The 11108-nt window shown below is 62.4% G+C and carries 14 protein-coding genes; 12 read left to right on the top strand and 2 right to left on the bottom strand.

Annotation, left to right across the window (positions count from 1 at the left end):
• Window positions 1-27: 27 nt before the first annotated feature.
• Both ACYQ4W_RS06070 and ACYQ4W_RS06065 read right to left on the bottom strand, forming a co-directional pair.
• Window positions 28-1416, bottom strand: coding sequence for a M23 family metallopeptidase (locus ACYQ4W_RS06070; protein WP_459854037.1), 1389 nt, complete (start codon window positions 1414-1416; stop codon window positions 28-30).
• A 96-nt stretch (window positions 1417-1512) separates the two neighbouring features.
• The gene (locus ACYQ4W_RS06065; protein ID WP_459854035.1) at window positions 1513-1950 is read right to left on the bottom strand and encodes a CBS domain-containing protein; all 438 of its coding nucleotides are present in this window, start codon (window positions 1948-1950) and stop codon (window positions 1513-1515) included.
• A gap of 175 nt (window positions 1951-2125) precedes the next feature.
• On the opposite strand from ACYQ4W_RS06065, the gene ACYQ4W_RS06060 reads away from it, so the two are divergent.
• From ACYQ4W_RS06060 to ACYQ4W_RS06005, 12 genes are all read left to right on the top strand, one after another.
• A complete protein-coding gene (locus ACYQ4W_RS06060) occupies window positions 2126-2770 on the top strand; it encodes a protein-L-isoaspartate(D-aspartate) O-methyltransferase (RefSeq protein WP_459854033.1) in 645 nt (214 codons plus the stop codon).
• Window positions 2771-2886: 116 nt separating this feature from the next.
• Window positions 2887-3765, top strand: a complete 879-nt coding sequence (locus ACYQ4W_RS06055; protein ID WP_459854031.1) for a P-loop NTPase — start codon at window positions 2887-2889, stop codon at window positions 3763-3765.
• A 16-nt stretch (window positions 3766-3781) separates the two neighbouring features.
• Window positions 3782-4342, top strand: a complete 561-nt coding sequence (pgsA, locus tag ACYQ4W_RS06050) for a CDP-diacylglycerol--glycerol-3-phosphate 3-phosphatidyltransferase (protein WP_459854029.1) — start codon at window positions 3782-3784, stop codon at window positions 4340-4342.
• Between the two features lie 53 nt (window positions 4343-4395).
• Entirely contained in the window at window positions 4396-4671 is a 276-nt protein-coding gene (locus ACYQ4W_RS06045; protein WP_459854027.1) for a hypothetical protein, read from the top strand.
• 9 nt (window positions 4672-4680) lie between these two features.
• Window positions 4681-5001 carry an FtsB family cell division protein gene (locus tag ACYQ4W_RS06040; RefSeq protein ID WP_459854025.1) on the top strand — a complete coding sequence of 107 codons (321 nt, stop codon included), beginning with the start codon at window positions 4681-4683 and terminating at the stop codon, window positions 4999-5001.
• The gene (locus ACYQ4W_RS06035) at window positions 4985-5929 is read left to right on the top strand and encodes a tetratricopeptide repeat protein (protein ID WP_459854023.1); all 945 of its coding nucleotides are present in this window, start codon (window positions 4985-4987) and stop codon (window positions 5927-5929) included. The genes ACYQ4W_RS06040 and ACYQ4W_RS06035 overlap by 17 nt, the downstream gene beginning before the upstream one ends.
• Window positions 5930-5952: 23 nt before the next feature.
• Entirely contained in the window at window positions 5953-6828 is an 876-nt protein-coding gene (locus ACYQ4W_RS06030; protein ID WP_459854021.1) for a hypothetical protein, read from the top strand.
• A 37-nt stretch (window positions 6829-6865) separates the two neighbouring features.
• Window positions 6866-7885, top strand: coding sequence for a class 1 fructose-bisphosphatase (gene fbp, locus ACYQ4W_RS06025; RefSeq protein ID WP_459854019.1), 1020 nt, complete (start codon window positions 6866-6868; stop codon window positions 7883-7885).
• Window positions 7886-7889: 4 nt separating this feature from the next.
• Window positions 7890-8978 carry a tRNA (adenosine(37)-N6)-threonylcarbamoyltransferase complex transferase subunit TsaD gene (gene tsaD, locus ACYQ4W_RS06020; RefSeq protein WP_459854017.1) on the top strand — a complete coding sequence of 363 codons (1089 nt, stop codon included), beginning with the start codon at window positions 7890-7892 and terminating at the stop codon, window positions 8976-8978.
• A gap of 136 nt (window positions 8979-9114) precedes the next feature.
• Window positions 9115-9432 carry a thioredoxin gene (gene trxA / locus ACYQ4W_RS06015; RefSeq protein WP_459854015.1) on the top strand — a complete coding sequence of 106 codons (318 nt, stop codon included), beginning with the start codon at window positions 9115-9117 and terminating at the stop codon, window positions 9430-9432.
• Between the two features lie 7 nt (window positions 9433-9439).
• Window positions 9440-10369 carry a thioredoxin-disulfide reductase gene (gene trxB / locus ACYQ4W_RS06010; protein WP_459854012.1) on the top strand — a complete coding sequence of 310 codons (930 nt, stop codon included), beginning with the start codon at window positions 9440-9442 and terminating at the stop codon, window positions 10367-10369.
• On the top strand, window positions 10362-11090 hold the full coding sequence (locus tag ACYQ4W_RS06005; protein WP_459854010.1) for an outer membrane protein assembly factor BamD: 729 nt from the start codon (window positions 10362-10364) through the stop codon (window positions 11088-11090). Before trxB ends, ACYQ4W_RS06005 begins: the two co-directional genes overlap by 8 nt.
• The last annotated feature ends 18 nt before the right edge of the window (window positions 11091-11108 follow it).

The following is an 11108-nucleotide window of genomic DNA, read 5'->3' as shown; positions in this document are numbered from 1 at the left end:
CTTTTTCTTGTCGTCTCGGCGCGCGGCCTATTTGGTCACGTGCTTGATGATGTTGTCCTTGATCCAGTGCTCGTCCCACCATTCCACGGGGCTCACCTGCACGCCGGAGACGATCATGCCGAAGTGCAGATGGTCGCCGCCGGCCAGGCCCGTGGCGCCCGTCTTGGCGATGATCTGCCCTTTCTTCACATCGGTGCCCTTGGCGACGATGATCTCGCTCAGGTGCGAGTACAGGCTTTGCAGGCCCAGTCCGTGGTCGATGATGACGCAGTTGCCGTAGATGCCGAAGAACCCGGCGTAGACGATGCGCCCGGCGTTGGCAGCGGGCACCGGGGCGTTGGCCACGCTGGCCAGGTCCACGCCCATGTGCGTCTGGTGGTCGATCTTCTCGCCGTTGTAATAGTAGTCGCGCTGATCGCCGAACCCGGCGCGGCCGGCGGCCGCGGGCAGCCGCAGGAAGGGTCCGGACCACAGCGGAGTGGGGGAGGTGTCCTGGCCGATCTTGAGCAGGTCGGCCTCGTTCTGCTTGCGCAGTTCCGTGTTGACGCGCTTGTAGATGTCCAGCGGGGTTTTCAGCTCCGGGTACATGGCGGAGTACTGGCTCATCTTGTCGTTGAGGAATTCGTCGGGAATGTTCAGCTTGTCCGACTTGAAGACCTTGGGAATGGCCAGCACGTTGATGGACTGGGTTGCTTCGTTGCCCGCCTTGTCCTGGGCCACGACCTTGGGCTTGAAGTTCGCCGGAGGCATGTCATAGGGCATGGCGAAGTAGCACAGGAATTCTCCGCCCTTCTGCTGGAAGGCCGGGAAGAAGCGTTCGCCCACCATGACGCCGGTGCGCTCCACCTGCTTGGACACGGTGTAGCTCACCACGCCGCCGCCACCCTGATTCACGTTGTGGATGCCGGGGTTGACGGAAAGGCGGGGCGGCGTGAAGTCGAGGGTGAGGTTCTGCACCAGGCTCGTTTTGCCACGGCCGAGAAAGGAGAGCAGGGCGTTGTCGCGTACGGTGATGGCGAGCTCAAGCGGTCCTTCCCGGAATTTGGCGTCCCGCGGGAGGCGGAAGGCCTCGGCGTGGGCCAGCTGCTTGTCCGGAAAGCTGCGCCGCAGCACTTCAACGCGCTTGCCGTCCTGGGTGGCGGTGATGACGACCTCTTTGAGACCGGCGCGTGCGCTGCTCAGGTTGAGGGTGAAGTTGGTGGTGTACGAGGCCGCGCCGGTTTGCGGCGTCAGCTTGAGCACAGGCGCGCTGCCGTCGCGCAGCAGGATGAAGACGGCGAGGCCCACCAGGGCCAGAACGCAGATAATGGCGAGGTTGCGCATGAAGTGGCCTGGGCCGCTTCTGTCGGGTGTGTGGCGTTTGCGGATGTTCAGGACGTTGCTGGAGCTGTTCTTGGGCATGGGATGCAGTTTCATGGCTCTTTGGGGCGAAAGGTTTTGGAACAAGGACGTGCGATTGCAACGGCCCTGGCCGGTGCGCAAAGGCTTGTCCGCATTGACCGCGAAGGCGGATCAGACCGTCTCGGCCTGATCCATGGCGTCGAGCAACTGGATGGTGAGCTGGAGGAAGTCGGCTTCGGTGATGATGCCCACAAGCTTGCCGTCCTCCACCACCGGGAGGCAGCCGTACTTATGATGGTACAAAATGTGCGCCGCTTCGCGTACGGCCTGGTCCGGGGCCAGCGTATGCACGTCGGTGCGCATGATCTCCTGCAGGGGAATGCCCGCGTCGATCTCGTCCTGTGTTGCGGGGTCGATGTTCGCCAGATGCGAAACCGTGTTGGCCAGCACGTCGCGGTTGGTGATGAGGCCGAGAAAGCGGTTGTCCGCGCCGGTGATGGGCACGTGGCGGATGCGCTTCTTGTCCATGAGCACCCGCGCGCTTTGCAGGGTGTCGGTTTCCCGCAAGGAGTAGACGGGGGTGGTCATCAGTTCTCGTATCTTGTACATGGCTGCTCCTTGGCGCTCTGGCAGTAATGACTGAGGTGGTTCAGCTCCATGTCCGATTGTTAAGGGAAAGGGGCTTAGTGTCAAGAGCGCGCAGGCCCGTGTTGACTTGCCTGGCGAAATCTGGTCTGCACGGCCTGGAATAATTTCACCGGCACGGCAAAGGGGAGGAGCGGCATTGCGGGTTGACCCCAAAAGACAGCGCGACCGCATGGTCGCGGAGCAGCTCGTGGCGCGCGGAATAACCGATGCGCGCGTCATTGCCGCCATGAGCGAACTGCCCCGGCATCTGTTCGTCGAGGAAGCCATGGCCAGCCAGGCCTACCTGGACAAGCCCCTGCCCATTGGCGAAGGTCAGACCATTTCCCAGCCGTACATGGTCGCCCTTATGAGCGAAATCCTCCAGGTATCGCCGGGCGCCAAGGTTCTGGAGATAGGCACCGGGTCCGGCTACCAGGCCGCGGTGCTGGCCAAGCTCGGCGCCGACGTGCACACGGTCGAACGCATTCCGAAGCTTTGTGCCGGCGCGCGTGAACGGTTGCTCGGCATGGGGCTTTTCAACGTGCATGTGAAGCAGGACGACGGCACCCTGGGCTGGCCCAGCGCCGCCCCCTTCGACCGCGTCATCGTGACGGCGGGCGGACCGGAAGTGCCGCAGCCCCTTGTGGATCAGCTGGCCGTGGGCGGCAGGCTGGTCATGCCTGTCGGGGTTGCGCGCCGCGTGCAGTGCCTGGTGCTGGTTGAAAAAACGGACCGGGGTATCTGCCGCAGCGACATCTGCCCCGTGGCCTTTGTCGATCTTGTGGGCAAGCACGGCTGGTAGCCGCCTGCATCCCGCCGCGGAGGTCCGGCGTCTCTGAGATTTACACGCCGCTAAAAATCGTACATACTTTTCTTTTCGCGGCGCTTGCCGCAATTTGCAGCAATGGAGAGTGCACTGTGAGTTCATGTTCCGGAGGTTCCTGTTCCTCGGGCGATGCGAGCGCCAAAACCGCCTTGCAGGACCAGCTCATCACCATGACCCTGGAGCGCATCCGCTACAAGCTGTTCGTCATGAGCGGCAAGGGCGGCGTGGGCAAAAGCTCCGTTTCCGTCAACATCGCCGCAGCCTTGGCCGCGCGCGGCTTCAAGGTCGGCCTCATGGACGTGGACATCCACGGCCCCAGCGTGCCGCGCCTGCTCGGCCTTACCGGCCAGCTTGAGACCGACCGCGGCAGCTTGGTGAAGCCGAAGAAATATAACGATAATCTGCATGTTGTCTCCATGGAGTCGCTCCTGCTCGACCCGGATCAGGCCGTGCTGTGGCGCGGCCCCATGAAGACCTCGGCCATCCGCCAGTTCATCTCCGACGTGCAGTGGGGCGACCTGGACTTTCTGGTGGTCGATTCGCCTCCGGGCACCGGCGACGAACCCATGACCGTGCTGAAGCTCATCCCCGAGGCCCTGGCCGTGGTGGTCACCACCCCGCAGGAGGTGTCTTTGGCCGATGTGCGCAAGGCCATCAACTTTCTGCAGTATGCCCAGGCCAACATCCTGGGCGTGGTCGAGAACATGAGCGGTCTGGCTTGCCCCCATTGCGGCAAGGAGATCGACCTGTTCAAGAAGGGCGGCGGCAAGGCCCTGGCCGAGCAGTATGGATTGGAGTTCCTGGGCGCCATTCCCCTGGACCCGGCGACCGTGGTCGCCGGCGATGTGGGCACGCCCGTGGTGCTTATGGACGGCGACTTCCCGGCCAAGCGCGCCTTGCTGGCCCTTGGCGAACGCGTTGCCCTGGCCGCGCAGACCAGCCTGGAGGCAGCCTCCACTGTGCACAGATAGGGACGGTTGTTTGGCAATGCCGCTTAATTTGGCCAACATGCTCACCCTGGCCCGCATCTTTGCGGTGCCGGTCATCGTGGTGCTTTTATATCTGGAGCACACGTTTCAGACCGTGCTTTTGGCCTATGCCTCGGCCGGGGTGTTCATCCTCGCCTCGCTGACGGACATGGCCGACGGCTACGTGGCGAGGCGTCAGAACCTCATCACCAACCTTGGCAAGTTCCTTGATCCCCTGGCCGACAAGCTGCTCATCAGCTCGGTTCTCATCATGCTGGTGGAGCTTGGCTGGGTGGACGCCTGGATTGTCGTAGTCATCATCTGCCGCGAGATCGCTGTTACCGGAATGCGCGGCGTCGCGGCGGACAAGGGCGTTGTCATCGCCGCGGACAGGTACGGCAAGATGAAGACGATCGCGCAAAGTTTGGCCCTTGCGCCACTCTTGGCCCATTATCCCATTTTCGGATTCGACCCGATTCCGTTGGGCATGTTTATTCTGTATATAGCCCTTGCACTTACAGTTTTTTCCGGCGGGAATTATCTGTACAATTTCTATAAAAACTGGTTACAAGCTGAATGACCCAAGCGCGACGCTACGGGACAGCTTTCGATAAGACGGCTTCGGAGCAGGATATGAACAGGGCGTACACCAGCCACATGGCGCGCATCTCCAATTGTCTTGAGACCATATTGGATCTTGAGCCGGAATTGGAGAAGATAGAGTTCGGCAAAAGCCTGCTGGAAGAGTTCGGTGTGCTCAAGGATTTTTTGCAGCGCATTGATACCGTGGCGCTTAACGAGGACGATGTGGAACGCGTGGAGAACGCTACGGCCAATTTTCTGGAAGAGCTGCGCGGGCCGCTCGCCAAAACCCGGTCCGGAAGGTCCGGCTCTCCGCGTTTGCAGTGAGAAGGACGAATGGCCCGGCGTTTTTTGCTCGGCGTGTTGATCGTAGTCAACGTGGTGCTGTTGTTTCGCCTCATTTGGAGCGAGCACGGCATCATCGCCTACATGAACATGCGCAACCGCTCCGTGAAGCTGGAAGACCAGCTGCGGGAAGTGGACGCCCGCAGCCTGGAATTGAGCAACGAGATACGCCGTCTCAAGTCAGACCGCGCATACCAAGAGAAAGTCGTCCGCGAGCGTATGAACTACGTGAAAGAAAACGAAGTGTTGTATATCTTCTCCGGACAGATCGACGTACCCCAGGGGGCCGTGGACGATGAGAAGAAAGATTGAGTGGTACCAAGAGGTTCTGGCGCTGGAGCCTGGCTCGCGGATCTTTTTCCCGCTGGCCAAGCTCTTTGTTGAGTTCGGCCAGTATGAAGACGCCGAGAAAACCCTCAAGCAGGGGCTCGACAGGCACCCGGACTCCATGGAGGCCCGGCTGCTGCTGATTCAGGTGCTCTCGCGCCTGGAGCGCCACGACGAAGCCCAGGCCCATTTGGCCCTGGTCATCAAGCCCCTGGAGCGCTACCCTGCTTTCTGGACCCTCTGGGCGCAGCAGACCGCGGAAAAGGACAGGGACTTCTCCGTGTTCCTCATGCTTGTGGCCTCGCACTTCACGGAAAAGCCCGTCAAATGGACGGACGTGCTCATTGAGGGGCTGCATTCCATCACCGACCGGCTTCTCGGTCCGCTCAAGGCCGCGCCGAAGGCGCCGCGCGCCCAGGCCAAACCGGCCGCAGCAGTCGCCGCTCCTTCATCCGTCGCTCCGGCCGCCCCCTCGCTTGAGGCGCAGCCTACCAGCTTGGCAGAGCGCGTGCGGAGCGTGCCGCAGGATATTTCCACCCCGGCCGGCCCTGCCGCGGGCGGTGCGTCGCACTTGTCCGACGACAGCCCGGACGCGCCCTATGAAGGCCCGACCCCGGAGCCCAGCAGCTTCCGCACGCGCACCATGGCCGAACTGCTCGCCAGCCAGGGCGATTTCGGCGGCGCGCTCGGCATTTATCGCGAACTCTGGGGGCGCACCCAGGAAGGACCGGAAAAGGCTGAACTCACAGGGCGCATCAAAACCCTGGAAGAGAGCCTTGCCGCCGCTCCCCAGGCCGAGGCCGAGCCCAAGGCCGTGATGGACGAGGATCCCTTTGGCAAGCACGCCAAGAATCGCTTGATGAGCACCCTGGAAGCCCTGGCCGCCCGCCTCGAGTCCCGCATCCAGGCTTGATTACCGGATCGAGGTCATACCACATGTTTGAGCGGATTCTGTCTTCCCGCCGCCTGCGCGTGCTGCGCGGCCTGTGCCTTGCGCTTTTCACCGTCATCATCTTCTCGGCCTTTTCCGGGTGCGGCGCCGTTGCCCCCAACTGGGACACCAGCGTCAGCCACATGCGCTCCACCATGCGCGACACGCGCGACTTCATAAACCCTGCGCCGCGCATCGAAGTGGACCGCTACAAATGGAACAACCCGAACCAGGAAAAGCTGGCGCTGCTGTTCTCGCCCGTGGATGCCAAGGTCATGGCGCTCACGCGCTATGTCACGAGCATCGACTCGCGGCCCGAGGAACAGTGGATGGACGCGCTGCTGCACCGCTTTCCCTGGGTGGACGGCGTCATTGTGGCCGACGCCAAGGGCGACATCCTGACGCGCAAGCCGCCTGTCCCCCTGAAGCGCTTCAGCGAGCCCCTGGTGTTCGAATCCATCTGGCGTGAGACCATGGTCAAGACCGTGGTGGATTACACGGCCTTTGGGCCGGAGCTGTATTTCGGCATGCCCAACTATGATGGCGCCGAGTTCGTCGGGCTGCATGTGGTGCATTTCGATCCGCGCGTGTTGTTCACCTTCTGCCCGCAGCCCCAGGAATTGCTCATCATCGACCCCCGCGCCAAAAAGATTTGGACTGCCGAGAACGCCCAGCACCCGGGGTCCGAGGAACTGCTCGGCACGGACTGGGTCACGATCATGAAGGAAAAGATCCACGGCACGGTCATGGCCGGCGGCAAGCAGTACACCTGGCTGGCGCGTTTCATCGGACGCGATCTCTTCGTCTATGCGACGGAGAGCGCCAACGCCTCATTCGAGGACAAAGGGTTTTCTCTGCCGTTCTTTGGCGGCAACTCTTAACGGCTCAGCGCAACATCGCGCTCGCGGAGGCCCCCCCATGTCCCAGCAGATCACCGTCACCGAGCACCTGCTCCTGCACCAGAAGCAGGTGCCCATGGCCACAGGCCGCTTCACCCGCTTGTTCAACGAGCTCATCCTCTCGGCCAAGATCATCACCCGCGAGGTGAGCAAGGCCGGACTCGTGGACGTGCTCGGCTTCACCGGCGAGATCAACGTCCAGGGCGAGGAAGTGAAGAAGCTCGACGACTTCGCCAACCGCGTGCTCATCCACCGCCTTTCGCGCTGCGGCGCGCTGTGCGCCATGGCCTCTGAGGAAAACGCCGACATCATCGAGATTCCGGACGGTTTGCCCACCGGCGACTACTTCGTCATCTTCGATCCGCTGGACGGCTCCTCGAACATCGACGCCAACGTGAGCATCGGCACCATTTTCTCCATCTACCGCCGCCGCAGCCCCAGCGACTCGCGCCTGCTGGCGAGCGACTACCTGCAAAAGGGCGCCGACCAGGTCGCAGCGGGCTACATCCTCTACGGCTCCTCCACCATGATGGTCTTCACCACGGGCGACGGCGTCAACGGCTTCACCCTCGACCCCAGCGTGGGCGAGTTTCTGCTCTCGCACCCGAACATCCGCATTCCGGAGCAGGGCAACATCTACTCCGTGAACGAAGGCTATTACCACTACTGGGACGAGCCCACCCTGGAGGTGCTGGCGCATTTCAAGGCCGCCGGCATGACGCGCAAGAAGCCCTACAGCCTGCGCTACATCGGCTCCCTCGTGTCCGACTTCCACCGCAATCTCATCTACGGCGGCATCTTCATGTACCCCTCGGACAACCGCGATCCGAGCAAGCCCAGCGGCAAGCTGCGCCTGATGTGCGAGGCCGCGCCCATGGCCTTCATCGTCGAGCAGGCGGGCGGCATGGCCACGGACGGCATGAACCGCATTCTGGACATCGTGCCCGAGCACCTGCACCAGCGCGTGCCTCTGTTCGTGGGATCCAAGAAGGACGTGGAGCAGGTGCGGGCCATTTACGAAAAGGCCCAGCAGGCCTGATCCCGTGCTTGTTCTCGGCGTCGAGACCTCCTGCGACGAAACCGGCGTCGCCCTTGTGCGCGACGGCTCGCTCGTGTCGGAGGCGCTGGCATCGCAGACGGACATCCATGCCGTTTTCGGCGGCGTTGTGCCGGAGATAGCCTCCCGCGAGCACCAGCGCATGCTGCCTGTGCTCTTCCGCGATCTGCTCGCCAGGGCTGGCGTTGTGCCGCAAGACATCGACGCCATCGCCGTGGCGCGCGGCCCAGGGCTGCTGGGCAGCCTGCTGGTGGGGCTCAGCTTCGCCAAGGGCCTGTGCCTGGCCACAAGCGCAACGCTCATCGGCGTGAACCATCTGCACGCGCATCTTCTCGCCGCCGGACTGGAGCAGGAAATGCGCTTCCCGGCCCTGGGCCTGCTTGTCTCCGGCGGACACACGCACATCTACCGCATTGATTCGCCGACCAAGTTCTCGCTTTTGGGACGCACCCTGGACGACGCTGCGGGCGAAGCCTTTGACAAGGTCGCCAAGCTGCTCAACCTGCCGTATCCCGGCGGGCGCTACCTGGACGACTTGAGCCGGGGCGTGGAGCCTGATCACAGGCTTTTTCCCCTGGCCTACACCCACAACGACAACCTGGACTTCAGCTTCAGCGGCCTCAAAACCTCCGTGGCCGAGCATCTGGCCAAGCGGCCGCACCTGGCCTATGGCGCCATGCCCGATGCCGACGCCCTGCAGAAGAATGGCGCCCTGGCCCTGGCCGGACACCCGGCCGAGTTGGCCCTGGTGGCCGCGTCCTTCAACTACGCCGTGGCCGAGACCCTGCGCATCAAGGTGGAGCGTGCGCTGGAGCGGGAGGCCGGGCTTGTTTCCCTGGTGGTTGCGGGCGGGGTGGCCGCCAACTCCCATGTGCGCGCGGCCATGGCCAACGTGGCGCGCGGGCATGGCCTGGCCCTGCACCTGCCCAGTCCGGCGCTGTGCACCGACAACGCCTCCATGATCGCTCACGCGGGCAGCCTCGCCCTCAAGGCCGGATACCGCCACGGCCTGGACCTCGAATCCGTGCCGCGCGGACGTGCCGTTCCTGAGGATTGGACGCGTTCGGCGCAGTAACGGCGCGGGGTTCCGGCTTGACAGAAGCCGTGTGCGGAACTAGTTTAAACAGAATGTGGCATGGCCTCTTTCGCACCTCGCCGTGCCGCTGCAACTGAGTGTAACTCTACGTGACTATTGACCCCAAGGAGTGAATATGGCTACCCAGGTGACTGACGGCAATTTCGAGCAGGAAGTTTTGCAGAGCCCCGTGCCTGTTTTGGTCGATTTTTGGGCTCCGTGGTGTGGCCCTTGCCGCGCCATGGGACCGATCATCGACGAGCTTGCCACCGAGCTCGAGGGCAAGGTCAAGATCTGCAAAATGAACGTTGACGAGAATTCCGCCAGCCCCAGCCGTTTCGGAATCCGCGCCATCCCCACCCTGATCCTTTTCAAGGGCGGCGAAGTTGTGGACCAGTCCACCGGCGCCGTTTCCAAGAGCAGCATCAAGGACATGATCGCCAAAAAGGCGTAAGGGAACGATGAATACCTACGACGCTGTCGTCATTGGCGGTGGGCCTGCCGGGCTCACCGCCGCTTTGTACCTCGTGCGGGCCGGTGTGAACACGGCGCTGGTGGAGAAGCTCTCTCCCGGCGGGCAAGTGCTCATGACCGAGGAGATCGAGAATTATCCCGGTTATCCCAAGGCCGTGAAGGGCTACGAACTTGTCGACAAGTTCGTGGAGCATCTGTCCAATTACGAGCTTGCCCGCCACTCGGACGAGGTCAAGAGCATCACCGCGCAGAACGGCGGCTACGTCATCCAGGTCGGCGACGAAACGCTGGAGGCCAAGGCCGTGATCTTGTGCACCGGCGCGCGCTACAAGCACGTGGGCACCCCGGGCGAGGAGATGTACTCCGGCCGCGGCGTTTCTTACTGCGCCCTGTGCGACGGCAATTTCTTCAAAGGCAAGACCGTGGCCGTCATCGGCGGCGGCAACTCCGCCCTTGAGGAATCGCTGTACCTGGCGCGCCTGGTGGACAAGCTCTACCTCATCCACCGCCGCGACGAGTTCCGCGGCTGCAAGTGCTACCAGAGCAAGTGCGAGCTCAACCCCAAGATCAAGATTCTGCGCAGCACCATTGTGGACGAAATCAAGGGCGACCCCTTCAAGGGCGTAACCAGCGTGGCCCTCACCGACGTCAAGACCGGTGACAAGAGCGAACTGCCGGTTGACGGCGTGTTCGTGTTCGTCGGTTTTGAACCCGTCGCCTCCTTTGTGCCCGCTGGCCTCGACCGCGACAAGGCCGGATTCGTCAACACCGATTGTGAAATGCGCACCAACCTGCCGGGCTTTTTCGCCGCGGGCGACGTTCGCAGCAAAAACTGCCGCCAAGTGGCGACCGCGGTCGGCGATGGCGCCACTGCGGCCACTGCGGCCTACGCCTATCTGGAAAGCCTGCATGCCTAAGCGCCTTATCGCGGTCTTCTTGCTGCTCCTGCTGCCGCTGATCTCCTCCTGCGGGCTCATCGACTACTATTTTTTGCCCCCTGCGGAGGACACGGCGCAAGAGCTCTTTGAATCCGGCATGGACTACATGCAGGACAAGCGCTACTCGCGCGCGGCCGAGAACTTCATCAAGCTCAACGACCGCTATCCTTTCAGCCCGCTGACCACCAAGGCCCAGATCGCCCTTGGCGACGCCTACTACCTGGACGCCAAGTACCCCGAGGCCGTGGACGCCTACAAGGAATTCGAGACCCTGCACCCCACCAGCCCGCAGATTCCTTACGTGCTGTTCCAGATGGGCCAGGCGAACCTGAAGCAGTTCCGCACCATTGATCTGCGCCAGGATAATGTGAAAGAAGCACTTGAGCTTTTCTACCGTCTCGAGGAGTCCTACCCCAAGTCGGAGTTCGCCAAGGCCACCAAGGAGAATATCTACACGTGCCGCAAGATCCTTGCGGAACATGAGATTTTTGTGGCCGACTTCTTCTGGCGCACGGAGAAATACGGTTCTGCCTGGCACCGCTATCTGTACATCCTTGAAAACTACGGCGATGTCGTCGAGTTCAAGGACTATGTGCGCAAGCAGGCCGAGTACTCCTATTTCGAGTATCAGAAGGCCCTGTCCGAAGAAGAGCGCGAGCGGGTGCAGTGGACCTGGAAGCGCCTCTTGAAATGGCTGTAATGTCCACTCTTCTCTTGG

The sequence above is a fragment of the Humidesulfovibrio idahonensis genome, from assembly GCF_054657715.1.
Note: the sequence above shows the minus strand (reverse complement) of the source record. Positions and strands in the feature narration are given on the sequence as shown.

Excerpts from the sequence above, each read along its gene's own strand:
- ACYQ4W_RS06070 (WP_459854037.1), bottom strand. The coding sequence starts at position 1,416 with ATGAAACTGCATCCCATGCCCAAGAACAGCTCCAGCAACGTCCTGAAC.
- ACYQ4W_RS06065 (WP_459854035.1), bottom strand. The coding sequence starts at position 1,950 with ATGTACAAGATACGAGAACTGATGACCACCCCCGTCTACTCCTTGCGG.
- pgsA (WP_459854029.1), top strand. The coding sequence starts at position 3,782 with ATGCCGCTTAATTTGGCCAACATGCTCACCCTGGCCCGCATCTTTGCG.
- ACYQ4W_RS06045 (WP_459854027.1), top strand. The coding sequence starts at position 4,396 with ATGAACAGGGCGTACACCAGCCACATGGCGCGCATCTCCAATTGTCTT.
- ACYQ4W_RS06040 (WP_459854025.1), top strand. The coding sequence starts at position 4,681 with ATGGCCCGGCGTTTTTTGCTCGGCGTGTTGATCGTAGTCAACGTGGTG.
- ACYQ4W_RS06035 (WP_459854023.1), top strand. The coding sequence starts at position 4,985 with ATGAGAAGAAAGATTGAGTGGTACCAAGAGGTTCTGGCGCTGGAGCCT.
- ACYQ4W_RS06030 (WP_459854021.1), top strand. The coding sequence starts at position 5,953 with ATGTTTGAGCGGATTCTGTCTTCCCGCCGCCTGCGCGTGCTGCGCGGC.
- fbp (WP_459854019.1), top strand. The coding sequence starts at position 6,866 with ATGTCCCAGCAGATCACCGTCACCGAGCACCTGCTCCTGCACCAGAAG.
- trxA (WP_459854015.1), top strand. The coding sequence starts at position 9,115 with ATGGCTACCCAGGTGACTGACGGCAATTTCGAGCAGGAAGTTTTGCAG.
- trxB (WP_459854012.1), top strand. The coding sequence starts at position 9,440 with ATGAATACCTACGACGCTGTCGTCATTGGCGGTGGGCCTGCCGGGCTC.
- ACYQ4W_RS06005 (WP_459854010.1), top strand. The coding sequence starts at position 10,362 with ATGCCTAAGCGCCTTATCGCGGTCTTCTTGCTGCTCCTGCTGCCGCTG.